Annotated in this window: 22 protein-coding genes; 8 read left to right on the forward strand and 14 right to left on the reverse strand. The window is 43.2% G+C overall.

The genetic code is table 11. The features are described from left to right. Positions 1–144 precede the first annotated feature (144 nt). Both NPA43_RS16945 and NPA43_RS16950 read right to left on the reverse strand, forming a co-directional pair. Positions 145–1,113 carry an alpha/beta hydrolase family protein gene (locus NPA43_RS16945; protein ID WP_249704825.1) on the reverse strand — a complete coding sequence of 323 codons (969 nt, stop codon included), beginning with the start codon at positions 1,111–1,113 and terminating at the stop codon, positions 145–147. A gap of 229 nt (positions 1,114–1,342) precedes the next feature. Further along, entirely contained in the window at positions 1,343–1,822 is a 480-nt protein-coding gene (locus tag NPA43_RS16950) for an Lrp/AsnC family transcriptional regulator (protein ID WP_256499092.1), read from the reverse strand. 145 nt (positions 1,823–1,967) lie between these two features. Here NPA43_RS16950 and NPA43_RS16955 point away from each other — a divergent pair, with 145 nt between their 5' ends. From NPA43_RS16955 to NPA43_RS16980, 6 genes are all read left to right on the forward strand, one after another. Next, positions 1,968–3,200: an MFS transporter gene (locus NPA43_RS16955; protein ID WP_099727987.1), complete on the forward strand. Its 1,233-nt coding sequence runs from the start codon at positions 1,968–1,970 to the stop codon at positions 3,198–3,200. 149 nt (positions 3,201–3,349) lie between these two features. Beyond that, positions 3,350–3,952, forward strand: a complete 603-nt coding sequence (locus NPA43_RS16960) for a type 2 periplasmic-binding domain-containing protein (protein ID WP_230030588.1) — start codon at positions 3,350–3,352, stop codon at positions 3,950–3,952. A 1-nt stretch (position 3,953) separates the two neighbouring features. Further along, positions 3,954–4,661, forward strand: coding sequence for a 3-((4R)-4-hydroxycyclohexa-1,5-dien-1-yl)-2-oxopropanoate isomerase (locus NPA43_RS16965; RefSeq protein ID WP_099727989.1), 708 nt, complete (start codon positions 3,954–3,956; stop codon positions 4,659–4,661). Further along, positions 4,658–5,419: a glucose 1-dehydrogenase gene (locus NPA43_RS16970; protein WP_230030586.1), complete on the forward strand. Its 762-nt coding sequence runs from the start codon at positions 4,658–4,660 to the stop codon at positions 5,417–5,419. The genes NPA43_RS16965 and NPA43_RS16970 overlap by 4 nt, the downstream gene beginning before the upstream one ends. A 15-nt stretch (positions 5,420–5,434) precedes the next feature. Continuing rightward, entirely contained in the window at positions 5,435–6,856 is a 1,422-nt protein-coding gene (locus NPA43_RS16975; protein ID WP_256499093.1) for an alanine--anticapsin ligase, read from the forward strand. A 17-nt stretch (positions 6,857–6,873) separates the two neighbouring features. Then, entirely contained in the window at positions 6,874–8,067 is a 1,194-nt protein-coding gene (locus NPA43_RS16980; RefSeq protein WP_180275537.1) for an aminotransferase class I/II-fold pyridoxal phosphate-dependent enzyme, read from the forward strand. A gap of 211 nt (positions 8,068–8,278) precedes the next feature. Here NPA43_RS16980 and NPA43_RS16985 read toward each other — a convergent pair whose 3' ends face one another. The 12 genes from NPA43_RS16985 to NPA43_RS17040 form a co-directional block, all read right to left on the reverse strand. Then, positions 8,279–9,070: an SDR family oxidoreductase gene (locus NPA43_RS16985; protein WP_283775095.1), complete on the reverse strand. Its 792-nt coding sequence runs from the start codon at positions 9,068–9,070 to the stop codon at positions 8,279–8,281. Positions 9,071–9,173: 103 nt separating this feature from the next. Continuing rightward, positions 9,174–9,629 (reverse strand): dTDP-4-dehydrorhamnose 3,5-epimerase family protein, encoded by a 456-nt coding sequence (locus tag NPA43_RS16990; protein WP_230030584.1) that lies wholly within the window; start codon positions 9,627–9,629, stop codon positions 9,174–9,176. Further along, positions 9,622–10,476 (reverse strand): dTDP-4-dehydrorhamnose reductase, encoded by an 855-nt coding sequence (gene rfbD / locus NPA43_RS16995; protein WP_230030583.1) that lies wholly within the window; start codon positions 10,474–10,476, stop codon positions 9,622–9,624. The genes NPA43_RS16990 and rfbD overlap by 8 nt, the downstream gene beginning before the upstream one ends. Positions 10,477–10,479: 3 nt before the next feature. Next, positions 10,480–11,445 carry a dTDP-glucose 4,6-dehydratase gene (gene rfbB, locus NPA43_RS17000; RefSeq protein WP_099727995.1) on the reverse strand — a complete coding sequence of 322 codons (966 nt, stop codon included), beginning with the start codon at positions 11,443–11,445 and terminating at the stop codon, positions 10,480–10,482. Then, positions 11,442–12,182 carry a sugar phosphate nucleotidyltransferase gene (locus NPA43_RS17005; RefSeq protein WP_230030581.1) on the reverse strand — a complete coding sequence of 247 codons (741 nt, stop codon included), beginning with the start codon at positions 12,180–12,182 and terminating at the stop codon, positions 11,442–11,444. Before NPA43_RS17005 ends, rfbB begins: the two co-directional genes overlap by 4 nt. Positions 12,183–12,184: 2 nt before the next feature. After that, positions 12,185–13,213, reverse strand: coding sequence for a PseG/SpsG family protein (locus NPA43_RS17010; RefSeq protein ID WP_230030580.1), 1,029 nt, complete (start codon positions 13,211–13,213; stop codon positions 12,185–12,187). Continuing rightward, positions 13,210–13,950, reverse strand: a complete 741-nt coding sequence (locus NPA43_RS17015; protein ID WP_230030579.1) for a cytidylyltransferase domain-containing protein — start codon at positions 13,948–13,950, stop codon at positions 13,210–13,212. Before NPA43_RS17015 ends, NPA43_RS17010 begins: the two co-directional genes overlap by 4 nt. After that, the gene (locus NPA43_RS17020) at positions 13,940–15,064 is read right to left on the reverse strand and encodes an N-acetylneuraminate synthase family protein (RefSeq protein ID WP_099727999.1); all 1,125 of its coding nucleotides are present in this window, start codon (positions 15,062–15,064) and stop codon (positions 13,940–13,942) included. Before NPA43_RS17020 ends, NPA43_RS17015 begins: the two co-directional genes overlap by 11 nt. Position 15,065: 1 nt before the next feature. Next, entirely contained in the window at positions 15,066–15,941 is an 876-nt protein-coding gene (locus tag NPA43_RS17025; RefSeq protein ID WP_230030578.1) for a GNAT family N-acetyltransferase, read from the reverse strand. Next, positions 15,938–17,116, reverse strand: coding sequence for a DegT/DnrJ/EryC1/StrS family aminotransferase (locus NPA43_RS17030; protein WP_230030577.1), 1,179 nt, complete (start codon positions 17,114–17,116; stop codon positions 15,938–15,940). The genes NPA43_RS17025 and NPA43_RS17030 overlap by 4 nt, the downstream gene beginning before the upstream one ends. 20 nt (positions 17,117–17,136) lie before the next feature. Beyond that, positions 17,137–18,549: a capsular polysaccharide export protein, LipB/KpsS family gene (locus NPA43_RS17035; RefSeq protein ID WP_099728002.1), complete on the reverse strand. Its 1,413-nt coding sequence runs from the start codon at positions 18,547–18,549 to the stop codon at positions 17,137–17,139. Between the two features lie 5 nt (positions 18,550–18,554). Then, the gene (locus tag NPA43_RS17040; RefSeq protein ID WP_099728003.1) at positions 18,555–19,325 is read right to left on the reverse strand and encodes a glycosyltransferase family 2 protein; all 771 of its coding nucleotides are present in this window, start codon (positions 19,323–19,325) and stop codon (positions 18,555–18,557) included. A gap of 178 nt (positions 19,326–19,503) precedes the next feature. On the opposite strand from NPA43_RS17040, the gene NPA43_RS17045 reads away from it, so the two are divergent. Both NPA43_RS17045 and gerQ read left to right on the forward strand, forming a co-directional pair. Further along, complete coding sequence (locus tag NPA43_RS17045; protein WP_099728004.1) at positions 19,504–20,178, forward strand: YIP1 family protein; 675 nt, start codon at positions 19,504–19,506, stop codon at positions 20,176–20,178. Between the two features lie 348 nt (positions 20,179–20,526). Then, complete coding sequence (gene gerQ, locus NPA43_RS17050; RefSeq protein ID WP_256499094.1) at positions 20,527–21,057, forward strand: spore coat protein GerQ; 531 nt, start codon at positions 20,527–20,529, stop codon at positions 21,055–21,057. The last annotated feature ends 105 nt before the right edge of the window (positions 21,058–21,162 follow it).

Raw genomic sequence — 21,162 nt, forward strand, 5'->3', positions numbered from 1 at the left:
AGTATACGACAAAATTACACTTAAACCACCAAAGCCACCAAAAAATCCAATAAAGCTGCCCCATCTTGTTCTTCATTTTCAGGATAAGTAAGAAACAAAACTAAACTCATGGCCCACAACAATGCAGGTAGGATGAACATCATTTTATTTCTTTAGCCTACTTTCAATAAATTGAAGTGTGTCGGCTGCTATTTTATTTCTAGATAGTACAATTCCAGCATGCCCACAACGGTATACGTGCCTTTTAGGTTGATTCCAACTATTCCACAGCGTATCAGCATCGTTTATGTCGATATACATGTCATATTTTCCTGATATTAAGAGTACATTTTCTTTGTCTACGAGAAGTTTTGCTTTACTAGGGTTCATAATATCCCAAGCTTTGTCGAGTTCTTCATACTTTGTTCCATGTTCCTCCAGATCTCTTCGTATATACTTCCCAGGAAGAGTGTTCCAGATGGAATGCGCAATATTATTCGCATAAAAAGCTGATACAACAATATTCACGTCTTTCTCGACTGTTGCTAATAAGTTTGTTAGCCACCCTCCTAAACTAATACCAACTACGATTATTTCCCCACCTTCATTTTCCTTGATCCATTTAATCAGCCCTCTAAGTTCAACAATAGCTTGCTGGGAGGATTGCACTGTTCGACTGATATTGGCGCTAATCATCTGTTCACCAGAATATGTTGAATTTTGTGGTTCCCTATCGAAATGATAAGGCAGCGTGTAGTAATACATATTCCAATCATCATTTTTAACGATCTTATCGTGATAAATCTTCTTGATTCTGTCGTATGAATCCATTCGCCATCCATGTACGAAGATTACATTGGGCTTGTGCTTTGACTCTTTTCGTAAAAACACTTCCCCAGAAACCTTGTCATTCTTATCTTCACCAGATTTGATGCTTGAATTAAAAGAAAATATTCCACTTTTTAAGTTTGCTGTATGGTTGTTGATGTGAAATTCTAAATCAATTGGCTGAGCACTAAAAAAACGATCCCTGTTACCTACGTCAATAGGCAAATGATTATAGTGACTTTCTTTGCTTCTTGTTCTGTGCATATCCATTAATGCTGCGTAATCTATTACTTTTAAAAGCTTCAAAAGAATTAACTCCTTTAATCTCAAATTATTACTATACGAATATTTCTCCATTCTGCCTTTAATATGGGAATGCCGGCGGTGCAGCGCTTGGCGGTCTTGCTATCGAAATCACACATTTACAGCTTGTTCCGTTATTTGCTGCAGGCGTGACATTCATTGGTCTCATCATAACGATCATGAGCTATCAGTCAGATAAACGAGTAAAAAGGACCTGAGATGGGTCCTTTTTTTATTTCATCACTGTCATTTCTGGTCCTTCTATTTGTTTCACACGTTCCTGTACTGGATGAGAAAAGGCGTGCTCTGACAAGACAATATGGGATACGGTTTTTGTAAATCCAGACACTTCTTGAATAAAGGCTTCAATCTCTTCAAGGGACGCGACAGACAGCTTAATGAAAAAGCAAGACTGTCCTGCCACTCGATAAGCAAAGAACGCACGTGGATGCTGATTCATAAATGTCACAAAACGCTGATATTCCCCGTTTAATACCGTGACTTCCAGCAGGCAGTCAATCAGAAGCCCTAATTTTTTATAGTTGACCTGCACAGAATACCCCTCGATAATCCCTGCATCTTCTAATTTCCGCACTCTTTCTGCTACCGCAGGCGCCGATAAATTGACTCGTTTGGACAATTCCCTCATAGATAAGCGGGCATCTTCTCTCAATTCGTTTAAAATATGCACATCTACATCGGTGATTTTCATTCGTACCTCTCCTATCCCAAAATCGTTCCATTTGAAAAGTATTTTATGATGATACTTATGATATGAAATGTAAAATAAAACTAAATAATGGTAGAATTTATTTTAACGGAATTGAATGAAAAAGCAAGTATGGAGGGATCACCTGATGAAAGAATCTTTAGACAGCCGGGCTTCTAAAACGTTTCCCATCACACTTGCCATTGCGCTGACACTTGGCGTCTTTGCGGCGGGATCGGAAGAACTGGTGATTTCACCACTGCTGCCTGATTTATCTAACTCCTTTCAGCACTCTCTTGATATTCTCGCCCTTTCCATCAGTATTTATGGGTTAGCTGTGCTGGTTGGAGCCCCGCTGCTCGTTCCTTTAGGGGACCGGTATTCAAGAGAACTCTGTTTGATCATCGGGCTTTCTTTCTTCCTGATCGGAACAGTGATGTGTGCTGCTGCACCGAATCTGGCGGTGTTTTTTGCTGGCCGTGCCATTTCTGGGCTGGCCACTGGTGTATTTGTGCCAACGGCCTATGCTCTTGTGGGCGACCGGGTTCCTTACGAATATCGAGGCAAAGTGATGGGACTCATTGTGTCAAGCTGGTCTCTTTCTCTTGTCCTTGGTGTACCGATCGGAGCCTTTATCGGTCAAAGTTTGAACTGGCGCTGGACATTTTGGATCTTCGCTATGCTGAGTCTCATTGTATTGCTGCTCGTCATCCTTGAATCTCGAAAACAAGTCGCAACAGCTGACACGAAGGCACCTCAAGCTAGTGAGAAAGCCGGCTCTTTATGGGGGGCTTTGAAAATCGATCGTGTCCCTGCCTATTTGACCGTGACATTTTGTAATATGCTTGGATTTTATGGCATGTACTCTTTTTTAGGAGCTTATCTGCAAAGTCTATTCGCTGGAGGACAATCCACGGCTGGACTTTTGATCATGGCTTATGGAGTTGGCTTTTCCATGAGTGTATTTACCGGGAAATTAGCAGACTGGTTCGGTAAAACGCGTTCTCTCTTCTTTGTGCTAGGTGGAATTACGCTCGTTCTAGCCTTACTTCCTTATGCGCCGTTCTCATGGACATTGCTGATTTTTGCACTATTTATTTGGGGTGCGATGCAAAGTTTATCCGTCACGCTTCTCAGCACCGTTCTGAGCGACTGCTCCCAAACCCATCGAGGGAAAGTGATGGCTTTTTACAGTCTTGCTTCCAATCTTGCCGTTATGCTCGGTTCCGCTCTTATGGGACCCGTGTATGTCCATCTCGGCTATCATACAGTAGGGCTTGTATGTGCATTGATTACTCTTGTTGGTTGTATCATCAGCTTCGTCAGCTATAAACGTGAACGTGCCTTACAGCAGGAACATAAAAATACTTTTGAAACGTAAGCTCATTTCACTGCACATCTTGATATGTGCAGTTTTTTAGATCAATTTTTAATATCATTATAAAATACATTTTTTATAAATTTTGTTGACAATTGCCAATACTATTTTTTATAATCTAGTAAAATTTGAATAAAGATTGGATGGTAAACATGATCTTAAAGAATGATGTTTTTCATTTCAAAGAAGAGCCCATCGTTTCACCTAAGATGTTTACAGTCAATACACTAGGTCCTAAGGGGACAAGCAGTGAATATGCAGCAAAACATTTCATCTCTCATTCCACCACTACACTCGGCACCCATACGAAACTATCCCTTTACGACACATTCGAAACCTGCATTGAACACACTCTCTCTAACGCACTTCAATACACTCTCGTTCCACACGCATACGAAGGAATCAAACACTTCTACATGAGACCTGACCTACAGCTTTTACAAATTTTCAGATGTGACACGCCCATGTATGGTTTGGCTGTCAGACCAGATTTCCCATTTCAAGAACAAATGCTCCACCATTTAAAAATTGTCTCTCATCCTGCACCTGTCAATTTGATTCAATATTTCATCCATCAAAATGCTGAATTTGAACTTGTCAATTCTACAAGTACTGCCGCCCAAAAAGTAAGAGACGGCGAATTTGATTTCGCCTTAACCAACGAGGTTGCCAGAGCCACATACGGCCTCACCTTCATTCGAACGTTTAAAAGCATACCCATGAGCTGGTCCATATTTGGAAAAGGAGAGATTTAATATGCAAACTGAACAAAAGACGCAAGAACGATATTTTCCTCAAGCGAAAAAAATAGAATGGGATAATGGCGTCACCCAATATTCCACTGTACGAGGCGATACTGAAGTATTAATTTCATACGTCCCTCCTCACACAATCATAGAACCTCACGAGCATTCCGAAGCCCAAATCGGAATTGTATTAAAAGGCGAGCTTCAAATGACGGTCGGCCAATCTATCCAATTGCTCACCCCATTAGAATCAGCCTATATTGCACCACCGTTTGTTCCTCACGGCGCATCTAATCTGACAGATGAAGAAGTGATAGCAATCGATATTAAGAGATTAAAGGCTGGCGAAGAATATACGGCTCCTCCCACTTATTTCTTAGACATTTTCAAAACACGGGATTTACTCCCTGGCATGGAAGTGACCTTTTTTGTTGAGGATTGGATGGAGCTCATGATTGCCAACATTCCTGGGAATGGCGGAGAAATGCCTTTTCATAAGCACCGAAATGAACAAATCGGCATTTGCATCAGCGGGGGCTATGATATGACCATTGAAGGCTTTACAGAAAAAATGGAATTTGGCACCACCTATTTCTGTGATCCAAAGGAAGATCACGGTGCGATTAATCCAAAGCCGGAAGCATCAAAATCTATTAATCTCTTCTTCCCTCCCCGTTATAATCGCTTGAAGCCAAAAGCGTCTAAGGTGAAGAAATGAACATTGCCGGTAAAGTCGTCCTGATTACAGGAGGTGCATCAGGAATTGGACTTGCCGCCGTTAAGCTCTTCCTTGAGCACGGGGCAAAAGTAGCAGTGGCTGACATCAATGAGCAAAGCGGCAAACAACTCGTCGAATCATTGCCGCATGAGCATCTTGCATTTTTCAAAACGGATATAACAAATGAGTCTGACTGTCATCAAACCGTGCAGGCCGTGCTCAGCCGCTTCGGGACAATTGATGTTTTGATTAACAATGCAGGCATCGAAATTGTCTCTCCCATTCACGAGATGACATTAGAGGATTGGAACCATATTCTACAGGTCAACCTGACTGGCGTATTTCTCATGAGTAAGCATACATTGCCGCACATGCTTGAAAAGAAAAGCGGGAGCATTATTAATACCGGATCTGTCGGTGGTCTCGTTGGATGGCCTGATATTCCTGCATACAACGCAACAAAGGGCGGCGTCATCCAACTAACCAAATCAATGGCAATTGACTATGCCGCTCATCAAATCAGGGTAAATTGTATTGCCCCAGGAATCATTGATACACCGTTAAATGAAAAATCCTTTATAGACAATCACTCAGAAAGCCTCGAGATTGTCAAAAAGGAAAAAGCAAAGGTGAACCCATTGTTGCGTCTTGGAAAACCCGAAGAAATTGCTGGCGTGATGCTGTTTCTCGCCTCTGACCTATCCAGCTATATGACTGGGAGTGTTGTCACAGCAGACGGCGGTTACACCGCTAGATAAAAAGGAGTGCTTTCATTGAGTAAAAAAACCGTACTTGTCATCGCTGACCTAGGAGGATGCCCGCCCCATATGTTTTATGAAAGCGTGGCTGCATCGTACCATATCGTTTCGTATATCCCAAGACCCTTTGCCATTACAAAAGGACACGCTGAGCTAATAGAAAAGTACTCCATTGCGGTCATAAAAGATCGTGATTATTTTGAAACACATCCCTCTTTTGAACATCCTGATTCTATTTACTGGGCACAGGATGATTATCCGAAATCAGAAGAAGAGGTTGTGGGAGACCTGGTCCGAGTGGCTTCCTTTTTCAAAGCAGATGCGATGACCACCAATAATGAATTATTCATTGCACCAATGGCGAAAGCCGCTGAACGTCTTGGACTGCGCGGTGCCGGGGTAAAGGCCGCTGAAATGGCGCGTGATAAAAGTCAAATGAGGGCTGCATTCAACGCCGCTGAGGTCAAAGCGGTGAAAACTCAGCCTGTCACCACTTTATCTGATTTCCAAAAAGCCATTGAGCATATCGGTACACCGCTTATTTTAAAGCCTACATATTTAGCAAGCTCGATTGGCGTTACCCTTTTTCATGACCGAGCCGGCAGTGATGATCTGTTTTTAAACGTACAATCCTATTTGCAAACCATTCCAGTCCCAAACGCTGTGACATATGAAGCACCATTTGTCGCTGAAACGTATTTAGAGGGTGCTTACGAGGATTGGTATCAAGAAGAAGGATATGCTGATTATGTCAGTGTTGAAGGGCTAGTTGTCGAGGGTGAATATATCCCTTTTGTCATTCATGATAAGACCCCTCAAATCGGTTTTACAGAAACGGCTCATATCACTCCGTCGATCCTAGACAATAAAGCCCAGCAAATCATCATTGAGGCAGCAAGGAAGGCAAATGAAGGGTTAGGTCTTGAAAACTGTGCAACCCATACAGAGATTAAGCTCATGAAAAATCGAGAAACCGGACTCATTGAATCAGCGGCTAGATTTGCCGGCTGGAATATGATTCCGAATATCAAAAAGGTCTTTGGGGTGGATATGGCCAAGCTGCTGATCGATGTATTAGTCGATGGAAAAAAGGCTGAGCTGCCAAAACAGCTGCTTTCTGGACACACGTATTATATGGCAGACTGCCATTTATACCCTCAGCATTTCAAAGAGAGCGGACACATACCGCCAGAGGTCACGCATATCACCATTGATCATGTTCATATTCCGCAGGACGCTCTAGTTGGTGATACAGTGATCGTCAGTAAATCAGTCCCATCCAAAGGCACCTTTGTGGATCTTTCTTTATTTGAAGCCTTTAATGGGATCGTGTCTCTTGAATTAAAAGGATCATCCTCACAAGATGTTGCCTCGTCCATCCGCAACATTCAGAAGCAGGCAACCATTCAGTTGATGGATGAATTAGTGAAGGGATAGAAAGAGAGGCTGATGTGGTGAAGATGTTACCATCTAACATGATTGAACGGCTGCCTGAACAGAAATTTGGAACCGTATTTGAGAAAATTGCGCATAAAACACAAAACGGAGCGAACATCATAAACCTTGGTCAAGGAAATCCCGATCTTCCTACTCCTGCACATATCGTGAGCGCCCTTCAAGAAGCAGCGGGCACTTTGCAATTCCAGCAATATGCGCCCTTTAGAGGCTTTGACTTTTTCAAGCAAGCCATTGCAGATTTTTATAAAAAGGAATTCGATGCTGAGATTGACCCCCAGAAGGAAATCGCCCTTTTCAATGGTGGGAAAACAGGTCTTTATGTCATGAGTCAATGTCTGCTTGATCCAGGGGATATCGCACTCGTCCCCGATCCAGGTTATCCAGAATATCATTCAGGGATTTTGATGGCTGATGCAAAGCCATACTGTATCAAACTCGATGAGAAAAATGGCTATTTACCGAACCTTTCCTCAATTGATCCGGACGTGTTAAAAAAGGCAAAGGTCCTTTTCTTGAATTATCCGAATAACCCAACTGGTGCTGTCGCAAATGATGCATTTTTTAAAGAAGCTGCTGCCTTTGCGGCCGCTCACGGACTGCATGTGATTCATGATTTTGCCTATGGTTCATTTCATTATGAACAAACACCGGTAAGCTTCATGAATGCTCCTCTTGGAAAAAGCGTAGGAGTGGAATTATATTCTCTATCAAAGACATTTAATATGGCGGGATGGAGAGTCGCTTTTGCTGTCGGGAATGAGGAAATCATTAATGCCATCAACGCCTTCCAAGACCATGTGTTTGTCAGTATGTATGGCGGGTTTCAACAGGCTGCCACCATTGCTTTGCAAAGTGATGATGGTCATCTTCAATCATTGAAAGAGGTATACCTTGAACGAATGAATTTCTTCATCCGTCAAGCAGCGAAACAGCTTGGCTGGACCATTGAACGCCCCGCCGGCGCCTTTTATTTGTGGGCTCCTATCCCTGATGATTTCGAGGATTCTCATGCATTTGCTGACTATTTACTCGAACATGCAGATGTCGTTGTAACGCCTGGGGGTGTGTTTGGCGGGCACGGAAGCCGTCATGTAAGGATTTCAATGGTTGCCCCAATTGACCAGCTTGCACTGTTTATCGACCGGCTTCACATACTCCCGATTCGCTTTCATCAAAAAACCCGCATGTAGCGGGTTTTCAGATTGTTGACAAAGGGCTAAAATGACCTTTATTTTAGCCCTTTGTCTTCTTTTCAGCGTGATAGAAAACCTTTGCAGTCTAGGAAGGACGAGTACAGGAGCAGAGCGAATTTGACATTCGTGAGCACCGGCACGCAGGACTGACACCGAATGCGAGGGTTTGTCTACACGCTGAAAACCCGCATGTAGCGGGTTTTTTATGTTATATACTCTTCATCGAACCACCGTCGACAGATATTTGTTGTCCTGTGAGATAGGAGGCTTCCTCTGATGCGATAAAAGCTGCCAGCGAAGCCATTTCACTCGCTGCGCCCACTCTTTGCATCGGGATACCTGAAGCGACAGCCTGTACAGCTTCTTCCCGCGATAATGCCTGTTTACGCATCATGTTCCCGATAAATTGTTCATACCGATCTGTAGCAATAAACCCTGGGTTTAAACAGTTCACCGTAATCCCAGAAGGTGCTAGCTGTGTGGCTGCATTTTTACTTGCATTGATAATCGCTGCATTCATCATACTGTTCGTAAACATTTGGTCACCAGGTTCCTTCCAAAGGTTCCCGACAATTTGAATGATACGTCCATATTCATGTCTTTTCATCATGGCTGCCGCACGCTTCATCGTATCAACGTACGCAATGGCTTTTTGTGAAAAAGCTGCCAGCATCTGCCCACTTTCACATGAATCAAATGTATCTGGCTTCCCTCCTGGAATGTTATTGATTAACACATCCAGTCTGCCAAACTCTTTTTCTATTGCCGCAAAGGCCTCCGCCCTCACTGCTTCATGCGACATGTCACCACAGAAAAGAGCCACCGGCTCCTTTGTTTCGGTCATGTCTTGAATATGCTGCTGCGTTTGTTCTAGTGAGGATATATTTCTCGAATTGATAATCACCTTTACATCGTCTTGAGCGGCAAGCTTTATGGCAATTGCCTTTCCAATCCCTGTACTTGCCCCTGTTACAAATGCAATTCTTTTAGACAAACTCATCCACATCCCTTTTCTGTTTAACTTCATAATTATACATAAAATGACACATACAGAATGTATTTCAACAAAAAAAGACCTTTCTCCTGCGAAAGGCCTCTGTTCTCTATTTAAACGTTGTTTTCCAATCAAATCCGATCGCCTCATCATTCCAAGCGATTCTCTTTTCATCTGGGTTTTTCGGGTCGTAGGATTCTGTTGTAAAATAAACAATTTGCAGCGGCTTCTCACCTAGTACACGGTAGCCATGCGCGACACCTTTCGGAATAAGAAGCAGCATCGGATTATCTTCTCCCATATAATACACATCGGTTTGGCCGTTTGTCGGAGAATCCTCTCTCAAATCGTATAAAACGACCTGTGCATGACCTGCTGGAAAAAACCAAACGTCATCTTGTTTTTCATGGTAATGAAAGGCTTTGATCACTCCAGGAAAGCTTTTCGACCACGACGCCTGCCCAAAGCGCTTTAGCATCGGTTCATCATCTCGAATGAGCTCTGCAAAAAAACCACGATCATCACAATGTTTCATGAGTTTTTTCGTTTGTACACCATCAATCATGCTGATGCCATCTCCCTTCTTTCTGCAAATATTCGTGAAGTGCATCCTTCCAATGTCTTGGCTGCCAGCCTGTGGCTTCAATCGCTTGAAGGTCTAAAACAGAATAGGCTGGACGAGGTGTTTGGAAGCCGTACTCTTCCGTAGAAATCGGCTCAATGGTGGTAGACAGGCCGCTTTTTGCCACAATTTCTGACGCAAAATCAAACCAGGAACAACTCTCTCGGTTACTGACATGATAAACGCCTGCCTTCTGATCAAATAAATGAATCAAGGCCTCTGCTACATCCTTTGTATAAGTAGGAGAGCCTATTTGATCATTCACAATGCGCAAATGATCCTTCGTTTCAGCGAGCCGAAGAATGGTATTCACAAAATTATGTCCCTCATGTCCATAGAGCCACGATGTACGGATGATTTTCACTTCATCTGACACAAGGTGAATCAATTCCTCGCCAAGCTTTTTACTCTTTCCATAAATGGTTTGAGGATCCGCTTGGGCATCGACCTGATAAGGGGTCTCCGCTTGCCCGTCAAACACATAATCTGTACTGACATGTAACACATCTGCCCCTACGTTCTTTGCTTCCAGCGCTGTATAATAGGCGCCAATGCCATTCACAAGATAGGCCTTTTCCGTTTCTATTTCACATTGATCAACAGATGTATATGCGGCCGCACTGACAACAATATCAGGCCGGAAGTGTCTCATCGCGTGTCTGACTGCCTGTTGATCTGCGATATTGAGCATGCTCCTTGTTAAGGCAATGACGCTGATGTTTTTTTCCTTGAGCTGTTTGCTCAATTCTTTCCCTAATTGACCGCCTGCACCGGTGATTAAAACTTTCATCCGTCACCCTTCTTCTCTCTGATCATATTTGGCACGATACCAATTGATCGTTTTTTCAATACCTTCTTCAAATGAAGTCTCCTGCGCCCAGCCGAGCTCTTCTTTTAGCTTACTGGCATCAATGGCATATCGTCTGTCATGCCCTTTTCGGTCTTGAATAAACGCAATTTGGTCATGACTGATGCCAAGTTGTGTGAGAATGGTTTTGGTTAAATCGAGATTCGTTTTCTCATTGCCGCCGCCAATATTGTACACCTGCCCGGCTGTCCCGCTCTCCACCACCTGCTTCACAGCTCTCGCATGATCCTCTACATACAGCCAATCACGAATCTGCTGGCCGTCTCCATAAATCGGGATCTTTTCGCCATTGACCGCTTTTCTGATAATGGTCGGTATTAATTTTTCCTCATGCTGATAGGGTCCATAGTTATTGCTGCATCGTGTGATCATTGCGGGTAATTGGTGGGTGTGGATATAGGATTTCACAAGCAGGTCTGAACTCGCCTTACTTGCTGAATAAGGATTATTCGGTGAGAGTGGTGTTTGTTCTGTGAAAGCAGGATCATCCAATTCCAAATCTCCATATACTTCATCTGTTGAAATATGAATGAGTTTTTTCGCCTTTCCCTTTAAGACAGCTTCCAGCATACGATAGGTACCGAGGACGTTTGTTTGAATAAAAGGTTCTGCCGATTCAATACTGCGATCGACATGCGATTCTGCTGCAAAATGAATGATGCCATCATAGGCTTCATCAAATACTTGATCCAGCTCATGCTGCTGGGTGATATCTCCTTGAATAAAACGGAAATGAGGCAGCTTTGATAATTCATCCATTTCCTCTGGATGACTGGCATACGTTAATTTATCAAATACGGTGAGCCGGACATCTGATTCCTGAAGCAGCAGTTTCACAAAATTCAGTCCGATAAATCCCGCTCCGCCTGTAATTAAATAAGACTTCGTCATTCGTATCCCTCTTTTTTCTTCATCGTTTCAAACATTTTCGTAGATGCTTGGTGAAGAGATTCATGTGTTCCGGCATCAATCCACCACCCTTCTAACATATCATAGGTCAGCTGGCTATTTGAGATATAGAGATTATTCACATCTGTAATCTCTAATTCACCTCGATCTGACGGCGAGATTTTCTCAATATATTCAAAGACTTCTTGATCATAAAAATAGATACCCGTGACACAGTAGGATGAAAGCGGATGCTCTGGCTTTTCTTCTATTGATAAAATCCGGTGGTGTGCGGCATCAATTTCTGCAATGCCAAACCGCTTCGGATCTGTCACTTCTTTCAAAAGGACCTTGGCTCCGCTTTCTTGCTGCTGAAAGGCTTCAACAAAAGGGCTTAACGCATCCTCAAATACATTATCACCAAGCATGAGCACAAACTTCTCCCCTTTTACAAAGGGCTTTGCATAGGATAAACCGTCTGAAATGCCAGAAGCCTCTGGCTGTACTTGATAAACAATGTTCATCCCAAGTCCCTGATCGCCCTCAAGCAATTTTTGAAACAGCGGGATTTGTTCTTCTTGTGAAATCAGCATCACATCTAAAATACCTGCTTCTTTCAGTTTGAACAATGACCAATAAATCATCGGATATGGACCAACCGGCAATAAATGTTTGTTGAAAAGCTTAGTTAATGGGGCCAGTCGCGATCCTTTACCTCCTGCTAAAATAACTCCCTTCACATCTACACATCCTTATGTTCTTTTTGATGATCGTTCATGAGGTGTATAAGAATGTTTTTCACTCGTTCGGTTCCTTTTCCATCAATAAGTGTCCGTCCATTGAGATGGATGCTCCTGCGGAGAAAGTAGCTGCCGGACAGCCTTTCAACAGCACGCAATAGATCTTTTTCATCCACATGATCACCTAATCCAAGGTGTAGACAGGCTCCCTTTTGCGCGAAATTACTGGCTGTAACTGCTTGATGGTCTACTTGCGAAAGTACAATGCTGGGCACCCCGATACAAACCGCCTCATATAACGTCATGCCTCCTGCGACAATAGCCAAATCAGCTTCCCATAGACGGGCAGGTAATTGATCAGTATGGCGAATGAATTGAATATGCTCAGCCTCTACTTGCTCTTTGATGTGAGAGGCTTTTCCTGTCACCGCTAGAATGTGTAAATGATTTGCTTGTAGAAGTGCTGATACAGCCTTTGATAACAATCCGCGCGGATCACTGCCCCCAAGGCTGATGACCACCCTTTTGCAATCTTTTCGAACCACATATGTGTCTTTTAATTTGCCAATCTCATGATCTAACAATAAATAAGGTGTTCCATGAAAATATGCCGTCCCATTTACTTGCATGTGCTTCCCGTCCAGACCTCCATAAATACCGTTCACGACTGCATCCGCAAGCTGACAGGCTTCATCTCTTTTTTCCTCGAATAAGACCAGCCTTGCAGAGCCGCAGGAATCCTTGATCGTTCGAAGGAACTGCAGGTCACAATCAAGGACATCAATCAGTAGAAGATCTGGCTTCAGCTCTTTCAAGTCCTGCTGCAACTGAAGGAGCGCATTCGACTCCTGCACCATGTGGACGTGCCACGCTGGATGCGATAGCATTTCTACACAAATCCGCTCATTTGTATAGAAAAATAGGTCATTATCTTCCTGAAGCAGCTCCCTTGCTAACTGTTTCATTCTGACGACATGCCCCATCCCTCTTAAAAAACCACCAAAGACAACAATCAAAATTTTTTTGTTCATTCAGCATCCTTCTGTCTCACAAATTGATTCAACCGAACAATGTCTGGATCTTGTTCACAGATGGATATGAGTTCAGCCGTTGGCACAGCAATGGAACCACCAGCTTTCTCAAGTAACCGGATGGCAAACACGTAATCTTCTTCTGTATCAATCGTGAATCGATAAGCAGGATATGCAAGTTCTTTGGGCGGTGTGAATAATTGAAGGTGAAATTGCTCTGGATGCTTTCTGATATACAGCGTGACATGCTCACGCTCTGGCTGCGAGAGGGGAAAATTGTCGATTTCACTTAAAATAGGTGCGTCAATCATTTCCCCGGAAATACCGAGTGGTGTTCCGTTCGTATACGTGTAATCAGCCTTCTCCTGTCTATGTTTTTCAAGCATTTTCGACAAAAGTGCCGGATCTATGAATGGATTATCTCCCGTTAAACGTACAACAGTTTGCGGTTCAAATTGTCGGACAATCTGCGCAAATCGCTGAAGCACATCCGTCTCACTGCCACGAAACACCTTATAGCCCTTTGATAAACAATAATGAGCCAGCAGATCATCTTCCGCCTCAACCGTTGTGGCGATCATGAGGTTTTGTGTTTTGTGATTGTAATGGTTTGATTGCTTTACCCGTTCAACAATCACATCGATCAGCGCCATCCTCCCGATCGGTTTCATTACCTTTTTTGGCAGCCTTGTCGAACCCATCCTAGCCTGAATGACAAAGAGCACATCATTGATCATTTTGGGACTCCTGCGTGAGCACATCTTTCCACGAAACGCCTGTATGGGCTGGGATGTCGCTCAAAGCCTTTGCGCCAAGTAAAAGCTCCATGTATCGCGGATGCAGGCCCTGACTTTTTTGTCCTGGACGCAGCACGGCTAGATTTTCTGAAGTTAAGGTCTCGCCCTTTGCAATGCCTCTTGTCGTAAAAATCCCTCGATACGCAAATTCACGAATCTGACCTTCAATGGCTGTTGTCGTTTTATAAGAACTGCCAAGAAGCTCCTCTGGCACAGAATGAGCGTCTTCTTCTGTTTGATTTCGCTGCTTTTCTGCTGCTCGAATATGCTGAACCATTTCCTTTAATTCTTCAGGATCAAGGGCAAAGGAATGATCCGCCCCAGGTAACGTTTTATCCACTGTAAAATGCTTTTCAATCATGGCTGCCCCAAGCTTCACAGCGGCAACAGGCGCTTCAGTTGGGTGCTCACTATGATCCGAAAAGCCAATGACTGCCTCAGGAAAAGCTGAGGTTAAGGTTTGCAGCACACGAAGATTCGTGAATGCTCTAGGTGCAGGATACTTTGCCACACAATGCATGATGGCGATTTGCTTATTTTGCTGGCTTGTAATGGCCTCATATGCTTCATGAACATCGGCAATGGTTGCCCCAGCTGTTGAAAAAATGATCGGCTTTTGAAAAGAAGCGGTGTGACGTAAAAGAGGTAAATGATTGATTTCATAGGATGCCAGTTTAAAAGCAGGCGGATCGGTTTGATTCAATAAATCCGCAGATTCCTCGTCACACACTGTGCTTAAAAAAATCAGTCCCTTTTCCTCACAACGTGTTAATAAAGCCGGCAGCCATTCTGGCGGCAGCTCCATTTGTTCTACTAACGAAAAAATGGACACTTCTTCTCCTTTGGCCGTTTCGTACAAACCCGGTTCCTTTTGATACATCCGATCAGCTTGAAACATCTGAAACTTCACCGCATCGGCACCTGCTTCTTTTGCCACATCAATTAAAGCAAGGGCCTGATCCAGCTTTCCATCATGGTTAATGCCTGCCTCTGCAATGATAAAGACAGGCGCACCATCCCCCACTTTGCGATCTCCAATATAGAAATGCGCCATCTTATCTCTCTCCTTTTCTCGGCCACACATGGTAATACAGAAAAGTATTCATTGTCCTAAATCCCATCTTCTCGTACAGCTGGATCGCAGGAATGTTATGCAACTGCGTTCCAGCTGAGATGAAGCTATATTGTCTGTCATGAGATACTTTCATCATCTCTACAAACAGCCTTTTTCCGATCCCTTTTCCCTGAATATCTGACCTAATGGCAAAAAGCTCAATCCCTATTTTATTAGCTATGGCCTTTCCTTGAATCAAGCCAACCACTTCATCGTTCAGCTTTGCTACGAGATTGATATCTGCACGCCCATACAAATTATTTCTCATCCATTCCTGATAGAAATGCCGGACGACACGCTGGTCTAAATATGGATCAAGTGCATATCGGCTTTTCACAAAAGCCTGACCACCGAGTGAAACCGCCTCATCGTAATCCTTTTCATCCGGCAGACTAATCACCACATCTTGACCTGATAATGGCATCTCCATTTGAGCAGGCGGTGCCTCAAGCCTAGTGAGACCGCCGACATAGTAGACATGTGATAGCTTTTGGACAATACGGTTTTTTTCAAGATCAGCCGCTTCAAGGCGTAAAAAGAAGAAATCGCATTTTTCGGTTCTCATCCAAATGATGAATCGCTCCATCAATTCTTGAAAAGCAAGTGCTGATTCAGCTTCCACAAACTTCACATGAAAAATATGCTGATTAAAAATACCGCTCTCCCATTTGGACCAATCGTATAACAACACCGCTTTAAGCTGGGCTCCGCTGACAAGGGCAAATTGTTTGAAACTGTTCATGTGTTCCGCCCGGTGATCATATTTCTCCAGCCAAGCGGCAAGCACCTGATCGTCTATTGCATGAACAACCTTCATGAAGATGCCTTCTTATCTTTTAAAATAGACAACACTGCGGTGATAACATCCTGCACATCTTCATCTGTCATACTTGGATAAAGCGGGAGTGAGAGAGTTCGTTTGTAATAAGTGAGTGATTCAGGGAAGTCCTCTGGTGAATAGTTGTAGGTTTGCTCGTAATATGGATGCAAATGAACAGGAATAAAGTGAACGCTCGTGCCAATTTTATACTCCTTTTGCAGCTGATCAATCATGTCATCACGTGTGATGACTGCTTTTTCTGGATCAACTTGCAGCACATACAAATGCCACGCATGTCTTCCCTTTTGGTGGACAGGCGGTAAGATCAGACCTGCTTCTTTTTGAAAAGCCTGGTTGTATGCCTTCGCAATCTGTTCTCTGCGCGTCTGCATGTTTTCCAGCCGGCTTAGCTGAACGAGCCCTAACGATGCTTGCACGTCAAACATGTTCATTTTATAGCCAGGTTCCTCGACCTCGTAATACCACGTTCCCTTTTCTCCATAACGATTCCACGCTCCCTTGCTCATCCCGTGGAGCGCTAGTCTTCTGATTCGAGCTGCAAGTGCATCATCATTTGTCGTTAGCATGCCGCCTTCTCCGGTCGCTATGTTTTTCGTTGCATAAAAACTAAAAGCGGTCGCATCACCAATTGATCCAATGAGCTGATCGTGAAACGTCGTATAGAGGGCATGGGCGGCATCCTCAAGCACAAACAAATCATACTTTTTGGCAATCGCTAAAATCCGGTCCATATCGCACGATTGACCAGCAAAATGAACAGGTACAATCGCTTTTGTATGTGGTGTGATGGCCGCTTCTACTTTCTCCGCATCCAGATTGAGTGTCGCCGGATCAATATCCACGAAAATAGGTGCTGCCCCCGTATGGATGATCGTATTGGCTGTTGCGCAGAACGTCAGGGGCGTTGTGATCACTTCATCACCAGCCCCAATGCCTCTCGCCTTTAACGCTAAAAATAGAGCAGCTGTACATGAATTGACAGCTATCGCGTGTTTTGCACCTGTCAGCTGCCGAAATTCTTCTTCAAACTGCCTGACTTTTGGTCCGGTTGACAGCCAGCCGGACTTTAATGTTCCAATGACTTCATCAATTTCTTCCTGTTCAATCAAAGGCAGTGCATAAGGAAGAAATTGTGTTCTCTTTTGTTCCATATCACTTGCCCCCCCTCTTCTTATCTCTTAAAATCCACACCTGTTTTTGTTTTGAGCAGAGCAAGCAGAACATCGGTCGATCGCGCATGTGGGTAATTTTCTTTGACAAAAAGGGCACCTTGCTGTTTCGCCAGCTTCATCTCTCGTTCATCCGACAAAGTAAGAACCGCTTTCTCAGCAAGTTTAATAGGGTTTTCCATATGATAGCTGCCAAGCGACTCGTAATAAGGGTATCTTCTGCCTTGTGACATCTTCCCAATTAGCACACTTTTTTCAAAAAGCATCGCTTCAAGACCGACTGTTGATGTGAGCGTAATGACCATATCCATATATGGCAGCAGATCATACAAGTCGATTTCCTTTTTAATCAATCTCACATGGCTCATTGCTCGTTCAATCGCCTCATAATCATGCACGAGATTTTTGATAATTTCCAAAGGATGCGGCTTGATGATCAGCTGAATATCTTTCCGTTTCGAAAGCGTTTTAAGGATATCACCATAAAAAGCTTCTGAAAACGGCTGTGTCGCCACAAGTACTGTCTTTTTGGCTGGGCTGAAATTCAATTTACGAAACAGCAAATCCTGTTGAAGCGGCTTTCGTTCATGCACCAAATCAAACCTTGGATGACCTGTCATCTCCACCTGTTCAGGCTGACAGCCTTTGGCTTCATACCAATCCTTTTCATACTTCCCAAACACCCCATGAAGTGTTGTGAAAATCGGTAAAAAGGCTTCATCACCCATAAGTGCACCATGCTGAAGACAAATACTAGTGATTTGACGCTTCACTGTTTGCAGAGCCAGCACGCGGCTGTAAACATCCTCCGTCGTACCGACAATGACGGCTGCAATTGGATGCTTGTGAAATAATGCCTCTGTCTGGTCAATCACATCAATAAATTGCACAATGTCCTTCTGAAGTTTTTCTTTAAAAAAAGCATTGCCAAAGACAGGATGCTGTGCGTAAGGTTTCAGTAGAGCGTTTGCTTTTTTAATATATTTAGCATGGGCTTTTTTATTAACCTCTCCTACTAAATCCGGCTTGCTGATCACCGGTAATCCAAAATAATCAGCCTTTTTCCAGCGGGCCAACACCACCGTTTTGTTCGGATGAAATCGTTTATAATTGTTTTCAGTAAAGCGTAGGTGGTCAATGTGTAGCAATACCTTTCCCTTTTCTGAACGATAAGAGGTACGCTTCATTTTTTGTTTGTGCTGATCAAAAAATGGCTGAATCTCTTGCGGCAACGGGCAAGTTGTGGCCAGTTTGTGGCCAAACGCTTTATCTTCCATACTTTCTCTAACCTCTGGGCTAATGTATTGATAAAAATTGCTGATTAACCCAAGAGGAATTTGACGGTAAGACAAGTCTTTCATTAAATTCACATACTCAAAGTATACCTGCCAATAATGATGAATATAATGCGACATTCAGGTTACCTCCCATATCTCTTTTTTAATACACGACGGAGCTCCCAGCAGCTAGACTGCGGGGGAAGTGCTTTAATAAAGTCGCTTTTTGCTTTATCTGCTAATTGATAATGAATTGACTGTTCTGTGATGTAATTCGTATCCAGTACTTCGTTATAGGGGTAGAACGGATAGAAATGATTTAATCTAAAAAAGAACCTCGCATCTCCTATACAATAGTACCGTGGATTCTCATCCCAGTAAGATCCATATTCAGTATGAATTCTTTTTAAAATGGATGCACGATGAACAATTGAGCAATGATCAATGGCACACGGTGCATTCCATTGCACAATTTGCGCAGGCCGTATGATTTCCTTCACAGTCTCTTTTTTGCTATTTAAATAGATCACTTTAGAACCAGAATAGACAATATTTGCTCTCGGACTGGCATCCAAATAACCCGTGAGCTTTTCCAAGCGATCTGGCGCATACACATTGTCATCTGTCGCATAAGAAATATATTCACCCTTTGCCTGTTCTAGCGCTTGATTAATGAGTACGGCATAGCGGGTTTTCGCTGTTCGCTCTTTCAGCGTTTTGACACCGCTTTGGATATAATGGACGCGCGGATCTTTGCGAAAAGGCTCAATAGCAGCCAGGGTTTTTCCGTTTGATCCATCATCCATGATAAAAAGTTCAAGGTCTGACAAAGTCTGGTTTAATATCGCTTCAATCGATCTGCCAACGTAATCCGCCTTGTTGTAGCTCGTCATAATGACAGTTACTTTCGTCAAAATTTTTTCACCTCGGTCTCTTTTAAAATATGGTTTATCATATGTGTCTCCATCTCAAAAGACTGTAGAATGACCTATTTTTTATAAAATTGTACTTTTTTATTGATCTATCTTTGAAAAACGTGAAATTTTTGGTAATATAAGTAATCATTTGTGTGTATTAAAGGAGTAAAAAACATTGAAAGCTATGAAGAGTGATCTCTCCCAAGAAGAGGAAGCAAAAGGATTTTTTCGATTTTTTAAAATTTTCGTCGCGACAAAAACGATTATTCGCTCATACCAACACTCCTCTATTCCAATCTGGCTGATGATACTCCTTGCAAGTATCGCTGGGACGAGCTGGATCTACGAAGGGTATTTTAGCGAGTATATGGGCAATCATATTCCATTCCCTTTTATTCTGTTACATGGGGCGGGTTTTGGTATTTTAGCAGGCAATCTCATTCTATTTTTCGGTGCACTCATTTTACAGTGGTTAGGACGGCTCTTTTTTGGCAATAAAACGCCTTATCGAGATGTGCTCAAGGCCTGCACGCTGACGGTCTTTTTTCCTTCTGCTTTATTTGCCCTTACTTGGGTTTTCACTGTGGGGATGCTTGGTCCGTATACATTTGTTAAGATCTCTCCCTATTTAGATCAGCATTATGAAGTATGGTATTATCTCGATCTTTGGACACTTACTGAAGCATATGCAAAGACATGGATATTGGGGATGGCTGTGTTAGGCATTGTCGCTGTGATGAAGCTAAGAGTATGGCAAGCCTTCATTGTCGTCATCACACCGCTGGCCGCATTTTTTCTCATTATGACACTTGTATTTGATGTCCAGCGGGCTGTCAACTGGATGATGTAAAAGGAACTGCTCCAAGCAGTTCCTCAGATTGTTGACAAAGGGCTAAAATGATCTTTATTTTAGCCCTTTGTCTTCTTTTCAGCGTGATTGAAAACCTTTGAAGTCTAGGAAGGACGAGCACCGGAGCGCAGCGAATTTGACATTCGTGAGCACCGGCGCACAGGACTGACACCGAATGCGAGGGTTTGTCTACACGCTGGGGAACTGCGCCAAGCTGTTCCTTTTTTTCGTTCAATGTACATATTCTCCCCTCCTGTCTCATAGTGTGAAAGAGAGAAAGAATGCTATGGAAACAACAGGCTTAAACGCCTTCTGTTTAGAACACCATGAGGAAAGAGGAGGAACGTTATGAAATTGAAAAATCAATTTGGGCAAGGTTCGGGTTTCGAAGGTCAAGATTTTCGCCAGCAACAATATGGAGCAAATCCGTATCCTGCGCAGCAGATGGGTTATTCAGTCCCTCCCCAAACGCAGGGTCAAATGCAGCAAGGTTATTCGCCAATGCCATCTACTGGTACTTCACAAGGAGGCCAAGGCGCGCAGAGCGGCGGACAGCCATATCAAATTCCTTCTGGGCCAATATATCAGCAGAATGTCACAGGTCAGCTGCCAATTGAGCAGTCCTATATTGAAAATATTTTACGATTGAACCGCGGCAAGGTCGCCACGATTTATATGACGTTTGAAGCGAGTAAGGAATGGAATTCGAAGATTTTTAGAGGGGTCATTGAAGCTGCAGGACGTGACCACATTATCATTAGTGATAACAAGACAGGGACACGATACTTACTGTTAACGATCTACCTTGATTACATTACGTTTGATGGGGAAATTCAATATGACTATCCATACTCTATGTCAACGTATTCTCCAAGATAACTTCAAGCAAAAAGCAAGGTGCAGACGCCCTTGCTTTTTTTCTTTTGACTAGGTTTTTGACACACTTTTTGGGCGCCGCTCATAAGATGCCTAGTAGTTTTTATC

This window comes from Bacillus pumilus, from assembly GCF_024498355.1.
GTDB lineage: Bacteria > Bacillota > Bacilli > Bacillales > Bacillaceae > Bacillus > Bacillus pumilus_P.